Consider the following 13,906-nt stretch of genomic DNA (forward strand, 5'->3'; position numbering starts at 1 on the left):
ACGCTGGCCCCATGGTCAACCTGACGCGCATCTACACCCGGACCGGCGACAAGGGCACCACCGCCCTCGGCGACATGAGCCGGGTCCCCAAGACCGACCTCAGGATCTCCGCGTACGCGGACGCCAACGAGGCTAACGCGGTGATCGGTACCGCCATCGCCCTCGGCGGCCTGTCCGAGGAGGTCGTCAAGGTCCTCGTCCGCGTCCAGAACGACCTGTTCGACGTGGGCGCGGACCTGTCGACGCCGGTGGTGGAGAACCCGGAGTACCCGCCGCTGCGGGTCGAACAGTTCTACGTCGACAAGCTGGAGGCGGACTGCGACCGCTACCTGGCCGAGGTGGAGAAGCTCCGCTCCTTCATCCTCCCCGGCGGCACCGCCGGCGCGGCCCTGCTGCACCAGGCGTGCACGGTGGTCCGCCGGGCCGAGCGCTCCACCTGGGCGGCGCTGGAGGCCCACGGCGAGACGATGAACCCGCTGACGGCGACCTACCTCAACCGCCTCTCCGACCTGCTCTTCATCCTGGCCCGGGTGGCCAACAAGGAGGTCGGCGACGTGCTGTGGGTGCCGGGCGGGGAACGCTAGGCGCTCCGCTGGGGGTGCCGGGGACCGGTGCCGTCTTTCGTCTGCTGCTCCGTCGTGGCTGGTCGCGCCCACGCGGCAGAGCCGCACGTCGACTCAGCCCCGCGCCCCTTCGGGGGCGCTCCCACCCGCCTCGGTCGAGGCCGTGCCCGCCGGGCCCCTCTTCGGCCAGATCAGGTACGTCAGGGCGATCAGGCCGTGGATGCCGACGACGCGCAGGGCCGTCCACTGGAAGGAACGCAGCGACGAGACGTCGCCCTCGTCGCCGACGTACCAGACCGCGCCTTGGAGCAGTGCGCACGCCACGGCCGCGCCCAGCAGGGTGCGCAGCCACAGCCGGCCCTCGTGCCGCGCCCGGGGCATGCCGTAGCGCGGTGGCTTGGCCGGGCGCGGGCCGCCGGCCAGGCGGTGGGCGGCGTGGCCGTCGAGCCAGCGGATCGTGTAGTGGCCGTAGGCGACGGTGTAGCCGATGTACAGCGCGGCCAGGCCGTGCTCCCAGCCGGGCTCGGCGCCGTTCTTCAGGTCCCACGCCGTCACGGCGAACAGCACCAGTTCCAGCACCGGCTCGCACAGCAGCAGGACCACGCTGGTGCGCCGCCACTTCAGCAGGTAGCGGGCGCCCAGCCCGAGGGCCAGCAGGACCCAGAAGCCGACCTCACAGGCGATGATCAACGCGACGACCACGACGCACTCCCTTCGTTCACCCTTCCAGGCTCCCGTCGGAATCCGCCGGGTTCGTCGTCGGCGGTGACGAACCTCCGGTACATCGAAAGATGCAGTGCGGGACCCTTCCCGGGGATCAGGCGGGCGGGGCGCGGGCCGTGTTGGATGGTGGCATGGCCGTACGACTCCCCCGCCCGCGCCGCTTCGACGTGTACGCCGCGTCGGCCGGGCTGCTGGGCGGGCTGCTGCTGTGGGGCATCGGCCTCGGCGTACGGCCGGCCGACGAGCCGATCGTGCTGTTCGACGGCCGCTGGCCGCTGCTGGTCCCGCTCGTCGTCATGGCGGGCTGCGAGCTGCTGCGCCGGGCCGCGCCGCGCACCGGCCTGCTGATCGGCACCGTCGCGCTGACCGCGGACACGCTCACCCAGGGCAGCCTGGTCACGGTGATCATGTACACCGACCTGATGTACGCCGCCGTGCTGTACGGTCCGCCCGCCTCGGCCCGCCGCATCCCGTGGATCACCGGGCTGCTCACCGTCGCCTCGACGCTGGTGCCGTTCGCCGTGTGGCGGGTGCCCGAGACACTGCTCATCGGCGTCGCCGTCGGCATCGTGTCCTTCGCGCCCGCCTCCACGGGGCTCATCGTCCGCAACCACCGCGAGGCCGCCGACGCCGCCCTGCTGCGGGCCGAGCAGACCGCGCTGCTCGCCGAGATGGACCGGGTCCAGGCGGTGACGGCGGAGCGCTCCCGGATGGCCCGCGAGCTGCACGACATGGTCGCCAACCACCTGTCCGCGATCGCCATCCACTCCACGGCCGCGCTCTCCCTGGACGACGCGGCGACCACCCGGCAGGCGCTCGGCGTGATCCGGGAGAACAGCGTGGCGGGACTGGCCGAGATGCGACGCCTCATCGGCATCCTGCGGGACCAGGGCGGGGACACCGAGCCGGCCGCCGCCCCCACCCTCGACGGGCTCGGCGCGCTGGTCGAGGGCGCCCGCGCCAACGGCCTCGACGTCACCCTGGACGCGGCACCCGGCGAGAGTCTGCCCGCGCCGGTCGAGCTGGCCGCGTACCGGATCGTGCAGGAGTCGCTCACCAACGCCCTCAAGCACGCCTCGCCGGGCACCGTCCTGGTCCGGCTCGACCGGCACGAGGGCGCCCTGCGGGTGGAGGTGACCAGCCCGTACGGCGACCGGGACACCCCGCGTGCCCCAGGTTCCGGTGCCGGTCTGGTCGGGATGCGGGAGCGTGCCGCGCTGCTGCACGGCACGTTCGAGGCCGGGGCGGTGGCGGACCCCTGCCCGGCGGGCGGCAAGATCTGGGCCGTGCGCGCAGCGCTGCCCCTGACCGAAGGAGACCTCGCATGATCCGCGTCCTCGTCGCCGAGGACCAGTCCGCCGTCCGTGCGGGGCTGGTGCTGATCCTGGGCAGCGCACCGGACATCGAGGTGGTCGGAGAGGCAGCGGACGGCGAGCAGGCGGTGGCGCTGGCCCGGGAGCTGCGTCCCGACCTGGTGCTGATGGACGTGCAGATGCCGCGCCTGGACGGCGTGTCGGCGACCCGGATCGTGGTCGGGGAGCAGCTCGCCGACGTCCTGGTGCTGACCACCTTCGACCTGGACGAGTACGTCTTCGGGGCGCTGCGGGCGGGGGCCGCCGGGTTCCTGCTGAAGAACACCGACGCCAAGGACCTGCTCGCGGCCGTGCGCACGGTGGCCGGCGGCGAGGGCATCGTGGCCCCGGCCGTCACCCGGCGGCTGATCGCCGAGTTCGCCGCGAAGCCGGTGCGCGAGCCGACCGCGGACCCGGCGGTGCTGCGGGAGCTGACCCGGCGTGAGCGCGAGGTGCTGTCCTGTCTCGGCGAGGGGCTGTCCAACGCGGCGGTCGCCGAGCGTCTCGACATGGCGGAGGCCACGGTGAAGACGCACGTCAGCCGGCTGCTGGGGAAGCTGGGGCTGCGCAGCCGGGTGCAAGCGGCGGTGCTGGCGCAGGAGTTGGGGATCTAGTTTTCCCTGTCAATCACAGGTTCAACCACTGGCCGCCACATTGGTCCAGACCTATTGACCTGTGGTCCAGACCTTTCTATTCTCGCCGCACTGCGGGCATGAGGCTCAGTCATGCCCTCGACAACATCCCCATATAAGGAGGCGCACATGCGCTTCAGACACAAAGCCGCGGCACTCGCAGCGACCCTGGCGCTTCCCCTCGCCGGTCTGGTCGGTCTCGCGAGCCCGGCCCAGGCCGCCGCGTGGGGGTCCCCCCGCTCGAGCGAAGTCGAGAGTGGGGGAGCGACGGCCACCTTCGAGAAGACCTCGGACTGGGGCACGGGCTTCGGCGGCAAGTGGACGGTGAAGAACACCGGCACCACCTCCCTCAGCTCCTGGACCGTCGAGTGGGACTTCCCCTCCGGCACCAAGGTCACCTCCGCCTGGGACGCCACCGTCACCAACTCCGCCGACCACTGGACCGCCAAGAACGTCGGCTGGAACGGGACGCTCGCCCCCGGCGCCTCGGTCTCCTTCGGCTTCAACGGCAGCGGGCCCGGCTCCCCGTCCAACTGCAAGCTCAACGGCGGCAGCTGCGACGGCACCTCGGTCCCCGGCGACGAGGCCCCCTCCGCGCCCGGCACGCCCACCGCCTCCAACATCACCGACACCTCGGTGAAGCTGTCCTGGTCGGCGGCGACCGACGACAAGGGCGTCAAGAACTACGACGTCCTGCGGGACGGCGCGAAGGTCGCCACCGTCACCGGTACCACCTACACGGACAACGGCCTCACCAAGGGCACCGCGTACTCGTACAGCGTCAAGGCCCGTGACACCGCCGACCAGACCGGCCCGGCCAGCGGCGCCGTGAAGGTCACCACCACCGGCGGGGACGGCGGCAACCCCGGCACCGGTGCCGAGGTCAAGATGGGCTACTTCACCAACTGGGGCGTCTACGGGCGCAACTACCACGTGAAGAACCTGGTCACCTCCGGCTCCGCCGACAAGATCACGCACATCAACTACGCCTTCGGCAACGTCCAGGGCGGCAAGTGCACCATCGGCGACTCCTACGCCGACTACGACAAGGCGTACACCGCCGACCAGTCCGTCGACGGCGTCGCCGACACCTGGGACCAGCCGCTGCGCGGCAACTTCAACCAGCTGCGCAAGCTGAAGGCCAAGTACCCGAACATCAAGATCCTGTACTCCTTCGGCGGCTGGACCTGGTCCGGCGGCTTCCCCGACGCCGTGAAGAACCCGGCCGCGTTCGCGAAGTCCTGCCACGACCTGGTCGAGGACCCGCGCTGGGCCGACGTCTTCGACGGCATCGACCTGGACTGGGAGTACCCGAACGCCTGCGGTCTCAGCTGTGACGAGACCAGCGCTCCGAACGCCTTCAGCAGCATGATGAAGGCCATGCGCGCCGAGTTCGGCCAGGACTACCTGATCACCGCGGCCGTCACCGCCGACGGCTCGGACGGCGGCAAGATCGACGCCGCCGACTACGGCGAGGCCTCGAAGTACATCGACTGGTACAACGTGATGACGTACGACTTCTTCGGCGCCTGGGCGAAGAACGGCCCGACCGCTCCGCACTCGCCGCTGACCGCGTACGACGGCATCCCGCAGCAGGGCTTCAACACCGCCGACGCGATGGCGAAGTTCAAGTCGAAGGGCGTCCCGGCGGACAAGCTGCTGATCGGCATCGGCTTCTACGGCCGCGGCTGGACCGGCGTCACGCAGTCCGCACCCGGCGGCACCGCCACCGGCCCGGCGACCGGCACCTACGAGGCGGGCATCGAGGACTACAAGGTCCTCAAGAACAGCTGCCCGGCCACCGGCACCATCGCCGGCACCGCGTACGCCCACTGCGGCTCCAACTGGTGGTCCTACGACACCCCGGCCACCATCAAGTCCAAGATGGACTGGGCGGAGCAGCAGGGCCTCGGCGGCGCCTTCTTCTGGGAGTTCAGCGGCGACACCGCGAACGGCGAACTGGTGAGCGCCATCGACAGCGGCCTGAAGTAACAACCACCCCGTAGCCGCATTCGCTCTCCCCTCAGGCTTCGTCCAGGGGGAGAGTGAATGTGGCTACGCCACATTCACTCGCTGTCCGGGCGGGGCTGCTTCCAGCCACGCGAGGAATCCGGTCAGCGCGTCTTCGCTCATCGCCAGTTCCAGCCGGGTGCCCCGGTGCAGACAGGCCAGGATCACGGCGTCGGACAGCAACGCCAGCTCCTCCTCGCCGTCCGGCAGCCGTCGGCCGGCCACCTCGATCGCGGAGCGCTCGAGGACGCGGCGCGGGCGCGGGGAGTACGAGAAGACGCGGTACCACTCGACCCGGTCGCCGTTGTAGCGGGCCACCCCGTACGCCCAGCCCTTGCCGCCGGTGTCGCCCTCCTTGGGGGCGTCCCAGCGCAGGGAGCAGTCGAAGGTGCCGCCCGAGCGCTGGATCAGCCGGCGGCGCAGACCGAAGACGAAGAGGCCGATCACCACCACGGCCACGACGATTCCGCACACAGTCAGAGCGAGGGCCATCGACACCGACCTCCTCGTCTCCTAGGTAACGGAACGGAAAAAACACCCGGATCTGCCTCAGCCGCGGCCGGGTCCGGATGGCTCCGGTCCCAGCCGCGGCTGAGTGACGTCATGGCACGACGCTATCGCACTGTGCTGTGGATCAGCGTCCCGCCGCCGCGCGCAGTCGGACGTCCGCGCGGCGCTCGGCGTGGGCGTCGCCCTCCGACTTCGCCTGCTCGAGCTTGCGCTCGGCGCGGTGGACGTCGATCTCGTCCGACAGCTCGGCGACCTCGGCCAGCAGCGACAGCTTGTTGTCGGCGAACGAGATGAAACCGCCGTGCACCGCGGCGACGACCGTCCCGCCGTCACTCGTACGAATGGTCACCGGGCCCGACTCCAGCACACCGAGCAGCGGCTGGTGACCGGGCATGACGCCGATGTCGCCGGACGTGGTGCGCGCGACGACCAGGGTGGCCTCGCCGGACCAGACCTCTCGGTCGGCCGCGACCAGCGCGACGTGCAGCTCAGCAGCCAAGGTGGCTCCTCGGGTCACCACCCGGCGGGAGAGCCGGGTGTTGGTTACAAGTCTAAGGGGCGTGCCGGAGGGGACGGGACGCGCCCGTCCCCTCCGGGTGGTGAACCGTGCGGCTCACCGTGAGCCGAGGCTCAGGAGACGCCCAGCTCCTTGGCGTTGTTCTTCAGGTCCTCGATGCCACCGCACATGAAGAACGCCTGCTCCGGGAAGTGGTCGTACTCGCCGTCGCAGATCGCGTTGAAGGCCGCGATCGACTCGTCCAGCGGGACGTCCGACCCGTCGACGCCGGTGAACTGCTTGGCGACGTGGGTGTTCTGGGACAGGAAGCGCTCCACGCGACGGGCGCGGTGGACGACGAGCTTGTCCTCTTCGCCCAGCTCGTCGATACCGAGGATCGCGATGATGTCCTGCAGGTCCTTGTACTTCTGCAGGATGTTCTTCACGCGCATCGCGGCCTGGTAGTGGTCCGCCGCGATGTACCGCGGGTCGAGGATGCGGGACGTCGAGTCCAGCGGGTCCACGGCCGGGTAGATGCCCTTCTCGGAGATCGGACGGGAGAGCACCGTCGTCGCGTCGAGGTGGGCGAAGGTGGTGGCCGGGGCCGGGTCGGTCAGGTCGTCCGCGGGGACGTAGATCGCCTGCATCGAGGTGATCGAGTGACCACGGGTCGAGGTGATGCGCTCCTGGAGGAGACCCATCTCGTCGGCCAGGTTCGGCTGGTAGCCCACCGCGGAGGGCATGCGGCCGAGCAGGGTCGACACCTCGGAGCCCGCCTGGGTGAAGCGGAAGATGTTGTCGATGAAGAACAGCACGTCCTGCTTCTGGACGTCGCGGAAGTACTCGGCCATGGTGAGGCCGGCCAGCGCGACGCGCAGACGGGTGCCCGGCGGCTCGTCCATCTGACCGAAGACCAGCGCGGTCTTGTCGATGACGCCGGACTCGCTCATCTCGTCGATGAGGTCGTTGCCCTCACGGGTGCGCTCGCCGACACCGGCGAACACGGAGACACCGTCGTGGTTGTTGGCGACGCGGTAGATCATCTCCTGGATGAGCACCGTCTTGCCGACGCCGGCACCGCCGAACAGACCGATCTTGCCGCCCTTGACGTACGGGGTCAGCAGGTCGATGACCTTGACGCCGGTCTCGAACATCTCGGTCTTCGACTCGAGCTCGTCGAAGTTCGGGGCCTTGCGGTGGATCGGCCAGCGCTCGCCGTCGTACTGCTCGTCGACGTTCAGCACCTCACCGAGGGTGTTGAACACCTTGCCCTTGGTGAAGTCGCCGACGGGGACGGAGATGGCCGCGCCCGTGTCGGTCACCGGGGCCTGACGGATCAGGCCGTCGGTGGGCTGCATGGAGATGGTGCGGACCAGGCCGTCACCGAGGTGCTGGGCGACCTCGAGGGTCAGCGTCTTGAGCTCACCCTCCTTGGCCGGGTCGGCGACCTCTACGTGCAGCGCGTTGTAGATGTCCGGCATCGCGTCGACGGGGAACTCCACGTCGACGACCGGGCCGATGACCCGGGCGACGCGGCCCGTGGCCGTCGCGGTCTCAACAGTGGTGGTCATTAGTTGTCACTCCCCGCGTTCGCGTCGGCCAGGGCACTGGCGCCACCGACGATCTCGCTGATTTCCTGGGTGATTTCGGCCTGGCGGGCCGCGTTGGCAAGACGGGAGAGCGTGTTGATCAGCTCGCCCGCGTTGTCGGTGGCCGACTTCATCGCGCGCCGGGTGGCGGCGTGCTTGGAGGCAGCCGACTGCAGCAGCGCGTTGTAGATGCGGCTTTCGACGTAGCGCGGCAGCAGGGCGTCGAGGACGTCCTCCGCCGACGGCTCGAAGTCGTACAGCGGAAGGATCTCGTCCTTCGTGCCCGACTCTTCCGCCACCTCGTCGAGGCTCAGCGGCAGCAGCCGGGAGTCGACCGCCGTCTGCGTCATCATCGAGACGAACTCGGTGTAGACGATGTGGAGCTCGTCCACGCCGCCCTCCGCCGTGTCCTTCTCGATGGCCTCGATCAGCGGCGCCGCGACCTGCTTGGCGTCCGCGTACGTCGGCTCGTCGGTGAAGCCCGCGAACGACTCCACGACCTTGCGCTCGCGGAAGTTGTAGTGGGCCAGACCGCGGCGGCCGACGATGTACGTGTCGACCTGGCGGCCCTCACGCTCGAGGCGCTCGGTCAGCTGCTCCGCCGCCTTGATGGCGTTGGAGTTGAAGGCACCGGCCAGACCGCGGTCGCTCGTGAGGAGCAGGACCGCGGCACGGCTCGGGCTGTCCGCCTCCGTGGTGAGCGGGTGCTTCGTGTTCGACCCGGTACCGACCGCCGTGACCGCGCGGGTGAGCTCCCGCGCGTACGGCGTGGAGGCCGCCACCTTGCGCTGCGCCTTGACGACGCGCGAGGCGGCGATCATCTCCATCGCCTTGGTGATCTTCTTGGTCGCGGTGACGGATCGGATGCGACGCTTGTAGACCCGGAGCTGGGCTCCCATGAGTCAGGTCCCTTCCTTACGTCACTTGGCGGCGGACGGGGCGTCCTCGCCGAGCAGCTTGCCGTCGCTCGTCTCGAACTGCTTCTTGAACGCCGCGATGGCCTCGGCGACGGCCTGCAGGGTGTCGTCGGACATCTTGCCGCCCTCGCGGATGGAGGTCATGAGGCCCTGCTCCTGGCGGTGCAGGTACTCCAGCAGCTCCTTCTCGAAGCGGCGGATGTCGGCGACGGGCACCTCGTCCATCTTGCCGGTGGTGCCGGCCCAGACGGAGACGACCTGGTCCTCGGTGGACATCGGCTGGTACTGGTTCTGCTTCAGCAGCTCGACCATGCGCTGACCGCGCTCCAGCTGCGACTTCGACGCGGCGTCCAGGTCGGAACCGAAGGCGGCGAACGCCTCCAGCTCACGGAACTGGGCGAGGTCGACGCGGAGGCGGCCGGAGACCTGCTTCATGGCCTTGTGCTGGGCGGAGCCACCGACGCGGGAGACCGAGATACCGACGTTCAGGGCCGGACGCTGGCCGGCGTTGAACAGGTCGGACTCCAGGAAGCACTGGCCGTCGGTGATGGAGATGACGTTGGTCGGGATGAACGCCGACACGTCGTTGGCCTTGGTCTCGACGATCGGCAGACCGGTCATCGAGCCGGCGCCCTCGGCGTCGGAGAGCTTCGCGCAGCGCTCCAGCAGACGGGAGTGCAGGTAGAAGACGTCACCCGGGTAGGCCTCGCGGCCCGGCGGGCGGCGCAGCAGCAGCGACACGGCGCGGTAGGCGTCGGCCTGCTTCGACAGGTCGTCGAAGATGATCAGGACGTGCTTGCCCTCGTACATCCACTGCTGGCCGATGGCCGAGCCGGTGTACGGCGCCAGGTACTTGAAGCCGGCCGGGTCGGACGCCGGGGCGGCCACGATGGTCGTGTACTCCAGCGCGCCGTTCTCCTCCAGAGCGCCGCGCACGGACGCGATGGTGGAGCCCTTCTGGCCGATGGCGACGTAGATGCAGCGGACCTGCTTGTTCGGGTCGCCGGTGCGCCAGTTGTCGCGCTGGTTGATGATCGTGTCGACGGCCAGGGCGGTCTTGCCGGTCTGACGGTCGCCGATGATCAGCTGACGCTGACCGCGGCCGATCGGCGTCATGGCGTCGACGGCCTTGTAGCCCGTCTCCATCGGCTCGTGCACCGACTTGCGCTGCATGACCGTGGGGGCCTGCAGTTCGAGGGCGCGGCGACCGGAGGTCTCGATCTCGCCGAGGCCGTCGATCGGGTTGCCGAGGGGGTCGACGACGCGGCCGAGGTAGCCCTCGCCGACGGCCACGGAGAGGACCTCACCGGTACGCGAGACCGGCTGCCCCTCCTCGATGCCGCTGAACTCACCGAGGACGACGCAACCGATCTCGCGCTCCTCGAGGTTGAGGGCGAGGCCGAGGGTGCCGTCCTCGAACTTCAGCAGTTCGTTGGCCATGGCCGAGGGCAGGCCCTCGACCTTCGCGATGCCGTCGCCGGCAAGGGTGACCGTACCGACCTCCTCGCGCGAGGCCGCGTCCGGCTTGTACGACTGGACGAAGTTCTCCAGTGCGTCCCGGATCTCCTCCGGCCGGATCGTGAGCTCCGCCATCTGAGTTCCCTGCTCTCCTTGTTGGGCCCGAAGTTTCACTTGGGGGGTATTCCACGAGTCGGGACTCCCCCCAATGAGAGGTGAATCCTCTGCACGGCCCAACCAGGGCCGTCGTAAGTACGTACTGCTACTGCTCTGTTACTGCTGTGCTGCCAAGTGCTGTGCTGTTGTCGCGACCGCGGTCGCGGGGGCGTCAGCTCGCCAGCCGGCGGCCGGCGTCCTCCAGACGGTCCGCGATGGAGCCGTTGATGACCTCGTCACCGACCTGCACCCGGATTCCGCCGAGGACCTCGGGGTCCACGTCGAGGTTCAGGTGCATCGGACGGCCGTAGACCTTCGCGAGGGCCGCGCCGAGGCGCTGCTTCTGCGTGTCGCTCAGCGGCACCGCCGAGGTGACCACGGCGACCATCCGGTCCCGCCGGTCGGCGGCGAGCTTGGACAGGGACTCGAGTCCCGACTCCAGGCTACGTCCCCGCGGCGCGGTGACAAGGCGCGTCACCAGACGCTCGGTGGTCTGCTCCGCCCGGCCGCCGAGCAGGCCGCGCAGCAGCTCGCTCTTGGCCGCGGTGCTGGCCGACCGGCTGGTGAGCGCGGCGCGCAGCTCGGTGTTGGAGGAGATGATCCGGCCGAACCGGAACAGCTCGTCCTCGACGTTGTCGAGCCGGCCCCGCTTCTGGGCCGCGGTGAGGTCGGCGGTGTTCGCCAGCTCCTCCAGCGCGTCCACCAGGTCGCGGGACTGCGACCAGCGGGAGCGCACCGTGCCGGCCACCAGGTCGACGGCGGTGCCGCTGACCTGGGTGCCGAGGAGACGCTGGGCGAGCTCGGCCTTGGCCTCGCCCGACTGCGCCGGGTCGGTGAGGACCCGACGCAGCGACACCTCGCGGTGCAGCAGCGCGGTGACGGCGGCCAGCTCGTCGGCGAGCGAGCCGGCGTCCACGGACGTGGAGTCCGTCAGCGCGTCGAGGCGCTCGCGTGCGGCGGCCAGGGCCTCGCGGCTCGCTCCGTGCATCCCACTCATCGGGTTGCCTCTGCCGTCGTCGCCTTGTCGTCCAGCTCGTCCAGGAAGCGGTCGATCACACGGCTCTGGCGGGCGTGGTCCTCGAGGGACTCGCCGACCAGCTTGCCGGCCAGCTCGGTGGCCAGCTTGCCGACGTCCTGGCGCAGCGCGGACGCGGCGGCCTTGCGGTCGGCCTGGATCTGGGCGTGACCGGCGGCGATGATCTCCTCACGCTGCCGCTGGCCTTCCGCGCGCATCTCGGCGATGAGCGTGGCGCCCTGCTCCTGCGCCTCCTGGCGCAGTCGCGCGGCCTCGTGCCGGGCCTCGGCGAGCTGGGCCTTGTACTGCTCGAGGACGCTCTGGGCCTCGGTCTGCGCGGCCTCGGCCTTCTCGATACCGCCCTCGATGGCCTCGCGACGCTCTTCCAGAACCTTGTTGATGTTCGGGAGGAGCTTCTTGGCGAGGAAGCCGAAGACGATGACGAAGGCGATCAGGCCGATGACGAGCTCGGGGATCGGCGGGATGAGGGGATTTTCCATCTCCTCGGCCGCGATCTGGAGCATCGGGCTCATGGGTTTGCCTTTCGTCTAGTCGGCTGGTCTGGGATCAGCGATCAGTAGCCGTAGACGAACGGCATGACCAGACCGATCAGGGCGAGCGCCTCACAGAAGGCGAAGCCCAGGATCTGGTTGGCGCGGATCAGGCCGGCCGCCTCGGGCTGACGGGCCATGGCCTGGGTGCCGTTGCCGAAGATGATGCCGACGCCGACGCCGGGGCCGATGGCAGCGAGGCCGTAACCGATGGAACCGAGGGAACCTTCGACGGCAGCAAGGGTCTGGGACATGCCAGTTCTTCCTTTTCTTTACGGACCGGTGGGGGTTGGCCACCGGACGACTGTGAGAGGTCTGGGCGCGCTTGCTCAGTGGTGCTCGGCCATGGCGCCCTGGATGTAGGTGCACGTCAGCAGGACGAACACGTACGCCTGCAGAGCCTGGATGAACAGCTCGAAGGCGGTCATCACCACGGTCATGATGAACGAGACGCCCGCGTAGGCGATGCCGACGCCGTTCAGCAGGTACCAGCTGGCGATCGTGAACAGGAGCAGCAGGGTGTGACCCGCGAACATGTTCGCGAAGAGTCGCACGGCGTGGGTGAAGGGCCGGATCAGGATGTTCGAGAAGAACTCGATCAGCATGGCCAGCGGCAGCACCGGGCCCAGCGACTTGTCGTAGCCGGTGACGTTCTTGAAGAACCCGACGAATCCCTGACGCTTGAAGGTCAGCGTGATCCAGGTGACGTAGACGATCAGGGCGAGCACCGCCGGGTAGGCGATGATCGAGGTGACCGGGAACTGGGCGACCGGAATGATCGACCAGAGGTTCATCATCCAGACGAAGAAGAAGAGCGAGACGACGAGCGGGACGTACTTCTCGCCTTCCTTCTTGCCGATGGTCTCGTAGACGACTCCGCGCCGGATGAAGTCGTAACCCGCCTCGGCGACCATCTGGAGCTTGCCGGGGACGACCTTCGGCTTGCGGAAGGCCGCCCAGAAGAACCCGACGATGACGATCGACCCCAGCAGCGCCAGCAGCATCGGCTTGTTGAAGTACAAGTTGCTGTCGTGGTCGCCCCACAGGGGCTCGAACAGGAACGAGTGCAGGCCGGGAGAAGGGAAGCCACAACCGTCGAAGATGTGGCAGTCGGTCTCGAAGGCGAGCACCTGCGTCGGGTCAGCACTCACCGCGGGCTCCTTCAGCGTGGCGCATGGATACGGCAACCTCGTTGTGTCGGCGCGGCGCGGGGCCGCTGTTCGGCACGGGACTGGTGTTACGGGTGTGGGGGCGGCTGTGGGGCATCTCGCCTCGCGATTCAGCAGGCGTCAGCCGAGATGCCCGCGCCCGCGATGCCGCAGTTGGCACCGGACGATAGCAGGACTTCACATGCCTCTTTATCCCGGCCCTACCCCTCACGACGAGTGGCCCGTCTTTTCGGGCTTTTCGCCCGTCGGTTCGGGCTCGACGTAGAGAACCTTGGCCTTCATGTGCGCCCGCGTCTGCGCGGCGATCCACGCGAGCGTGACGACGAGCAGACTGGCCGCGAAGGACCGGGGGTTGAACAGCGTCGTGTTCTTGAACGCGGCGAGGAAGACGAACAGCAGCAGGATCTGTGCCGCGTAGAGCATCAGGCCCATCGCCTGGAAAAGGTGCGGAAGCGACTTCGCGGTGCGCTGCAGGACGTAGAGGCCGATCCCCATGAAGAGCATCGCGAGCACGGTCGCGACGACGGCTCCGACCGCCCCCTTGCCGCCGGCGACCACGGCGCTGACGACGGCGGCTACAGCGCCGACGGCAGCCGCGGGCACGGCAGCCTGAAGCAGGATCCGGACGTCATTGGACGGCATGGCGGCAACTCCGCTTTCAACACACAGGGGGCAGGTGTCGTCATGGACGAGCGTAGCCCCGAGCCGGACGAGGTCCTCACTTACAAGAGACCGTCGCACTACGGTCCTTGGGCTCTACCCGGG

15 protein-coding genes are annotated in these 13,906 nt (G+C 69.2%); 4 read left to right on the forward strand and 11 right to left on the reverse strand.

Annotation, left to right across the window (positions count from 1 at the left end; all coding sequences use genetic code 11):
- Positions 1-11 precede the first annotated feature (11 nt).
- The gene (locus tag Sru02f_RS31030; protein WP_109033455.1) at positions 12-584 is read left to right on the forward strand and encodes a cob(I)yrinic acid a,c-diamide adenosyltransferase; all 573 of its coding nucleotides are present in this window, start codon (positions 12-14) and stop codon (positions 582-584) included.
- A 93-nt stretch (positions 585-677) separates the two neighbouring features.
- Here the strand turns inward: Sru02f_RS31030 and Sru02f_RS31035 are convergent, their stop codons facing one another.
- Complete coding sequence (locus Sru02f_RS31035) at positions 678-1,265, reverse strand: hypothetical protein (protein WP_109033454.1); 588 nt, start codon at positions 1,263-1,265, stop codon at positions 678-680.
- A 152-nt stretch (positions 1,266-1,417) separates the two neighbouring features.
- Between Sru02f_RS31035 and Sru02f_RS31040 the strand changes: the two genes are divergently transcribed.
- The 3 genes from Sru02f_RS31040 to Sru02f_RS31050 all read left to right on the forward strand — a co-directional run bounded on the left by Sru02f_RS31040 (position 1,418) and on the right by Sru02f_RS31050 (position 5,262).
- Entirely contained in the window at positions 1,418-2,614 is a 1,197-nt protein-coding gene (locus tag Sru02f_RS31040) for a sensor histidine kinase (protein ID WP_109033453.1), read from the forward strand.
- On the forward strand, positions 2,611-3,252 hold the full coding sequence (locus Sru02f_RS31045) for a response regulator (protein ID WP_109033452.1): 642 nt from the start codon (positions 2,611-2,613) through the stop codon (positions 3,250-3,252). The genes Sru02f_RS31040 and Sru02f_RS31045 overlap by 4 nt, the downstream gene beginning before the upstream one ends.
- Before the next feature lie 147 nt (positions 3,253-3,399).
- Entirely contained in the window at positions 3,400-5,262 is a 1,863-nt protein-coding gene (locus tag Sru02f_RS31050; protein ID WP_109033451.1) for a glycoside hydrolase family 18 chitinase, read from the forward strand.
- Between the two features lie 63 nt (positions 5,263-5,325).
- Here Sru02f_RS31050 and Sru02f_RS31055 read toward each other — a convergent pair whose 3' ends face one another.
- The 10 genes from Sru02f_RS31055 to Sru02f_RS31100 form a co-directional block, all read right to left on the reverse strand.
- Positions 5,326-5,772 (reverse strand): DUF2550 domain-containing protein, encoded by a 447-nt coding sequence (locus Sru02f_RS31055; protein WP_109033450.1) that lies wholly within the window; start codon positions 5,770-5,772, stop codon positions 5,326-5,328.
- 142 nt (positions 5,773-5,914) lie between these two features.
- On the reverse strand, positions 5,915-6,289 hold the full coding sequence (locus tag Sru02f_RS31060; RefSeq protein WP_109033449.1) for a F0F1 ATP synthase subunit epsilon: 375 nt from the start codon (positions 6,287-6,289) through the stop codon (positions 5,915-5,917).
- 131 nt (positions 6,290-6,420) lie between these two features.
- Positions 6,421-7,857: a F0F1 ATP synthase subunit beta gene (gene atpD, locus Sru02f_RS31065; protein WP_109033448.1), complete on the reverse strand. Its 1,437-nt coding sequence runs from the start codon at positions 7,855-7,857 to the stop codon at positions 6,421-6,423.
- Positions 7,857-8,774 (reverse strand): F0F1 ATP synthase subunit gamma, encoded by a 918-nt coding sequence (locus Sru02f_RS31070; protein ID WP_109033447.1) that lies wholly within the window; start codon positions 8,772-8,774, stop codon positions 7,857-7,859. The genes atpD and Sru02f_RS31070 overlap by 1 nt, the downstream gene beginning before the upstream one ends.
- A gap of 21 nt (positions 8,775-8,795) precedes the next feature.
- Positions 8,796-10,385, reverse strand: coding sequence for a F0F1 ATP synthase subunit alpha (gene atpA, locus Sru02f_RS31075; protein WP_003973626.1), 1,590 nt, complete (start codon positions 10,383-10,385; stop codon positions 8,796-8,798).
- A 193-nt stretch (positions 10,386-10,578) separates the two neighbouring features.
- Positions 10,579-11,394 carry a F0F1 ATP synthase subunit delta gene (locus Sru02f_RS31080; RefSeq protein ID WP_164279032.1) on the reverse strand — a complete coding sequence of 272 codons (816 nt, stop codon included), beginning with the start codon at positions 11,392-11,394 and terminating at the stop codon, positions 10,579-10,581.
- Between the two features lie 5 nt (positions 11,395-11,399).
- On the reverse strand, positions 11,400-11,954 hold the full coding sequence (locus Sru02f_RS31085) for a F0F1 ATP synthase subunit B (RefSeq protein WP_011030209.1): 555 nt from the start codon (positions 11,952-11,954) through the stop codon (positions 11,400-11,402).
- A gap of 41 nt (positions 11,955-11,995) precedes the next feature.
- Complete coding sequence (atpE, locus tag Sru02f_RS31090; protein WP_003973629.1) at positions 11,996-12,226, reverse strand: ATP synthase F0 subunit C; 231 nt, start codon at positions 12,224-12,226, stop codon at positions 11,996-11,998.
- A gap of 75 nt (positions 12,227-12,301) precedes the next feature.
- On the reverse strand, positions 12,302-13,123 hold the full coding sequence (gene atpB / locus Sru02f_RS31095; protein WP_109033445.1) for a F0F1 ATP synthase subunit A: 822 nt from the start codon (positions 13,121-13,123) through the stop codon (positions 12,302-12,304).
- 225 nt (positions 13,124-13,348) lie between these two features.
- Positions 13,349-13,783, reverse strand: a complete 435-nt coding sequence (locus tag Sru02f_RS31100; protein WP_109033444.1) for a hypothetical protein — start codon at positions 13,781-13,783, stop codon at positions 13,349-13,351.
- Positions 13,784-13,906: the final 123 nt, after the last annotated feature.

It is taken from the genome of Streptomyces rubrogriseus (assembly GCF_027947575.1).
Lineage (GTDB): Bacteria > Actinomycetota > Actinomycetes > Streptomycetales > Streptomycetaceae > Streptomyces > Streptomyces rubrogriseus.

Excerpts from the sequence above, each read along its gene's own strand:
- Sru02f_RS31030 (WP_109033455.1), top strand. The coding sequence starts at position 12 with ATGGTCAACCTGACGCGCATCTACACCCGGACCGGCGACAAGGGCACC.
- Sru02f_RS31040 (WP_109033453.1), top strand. The coding sequence starts at position 1,418 with ATGGCCGTACGACTCCCCCGCCCGCGCCGCTTCGACGTGTACGCCGCG.
- Sru02f_RS31045 (WP_109033452.1), top strand. The coding sequence starts at position 2,611 with ATGATCCGCGTCCTCGTCGCCGAGGACCAGTCCGCCGTCCGTGCGGGG.
- Sru02f_RS31050 (WP_109033451.1), top strand. The coding sequence starts at position 3,400 with ATGCGCTTCAGACACAAAGCCGCGGCACTCGCAGCGACCCTGGCGCTT.
- Sru02f_RS31055 (WP_109033450.1), bottom strand. The coding sequence starts at position 5,772 with ATGGCCCTCGCTCTGACTGTGTGCGGAATCGTCGTGGCCGTGGTGGTG.
- atpD (WP_109033448.1), bottom strand. The coding sequence starts at position 7,857 with ATGACCACCACTGTTGAGACCGCGACGGCCACGGGCCGCGTCGCCCGG.
- Sru02f_RS31070 (WP_109033447.1), bottom strand. The coding sequence starts at position 8,774 with ATGGGAGCCCAGCTCCGGGTCTACAAGCGTCGCATCCGATCCGTCACC.
- atpA (WP_003973626.1), bottom strand. The coding sequence starts at position 10,385 with ATGGCGGAGCTCACGATCCGGCCGGAGGAGATCCGGGACGCACTGGAG.
- Sru02f_RS31080 (WP_164279032.1), bottom strand. The coding sequence starts at position 11,394 with ATGCACGGAGCGAGCCGCGAGGCCCTGGCCGCCGCACGCGAGCGCCTC.
- Sru02f_RS31085 (WP_011030209.1), bottom strand. The coding sequence starts at position 11,954 with ATGAGCCCGATGCTCCAGATCGCGGCCGAGGAGATGGAAAATCCCCTC.
- atpE (WP_003973629.1), bottom strand. The coding sequence starts at position 12,226 with ATGTCCCAGACCCTTGCTGCCGTCGAAGGTTCCCTCGGTTCCATCGGT.
- Sru02f_RS31100 (WP_109033444.1), bottom strand. The coding sequence starts at position 13,783 with ATGCCGTCCAATGACGTCCGGATCCTGCTTCAGGCTGCCGTGCCCGCG.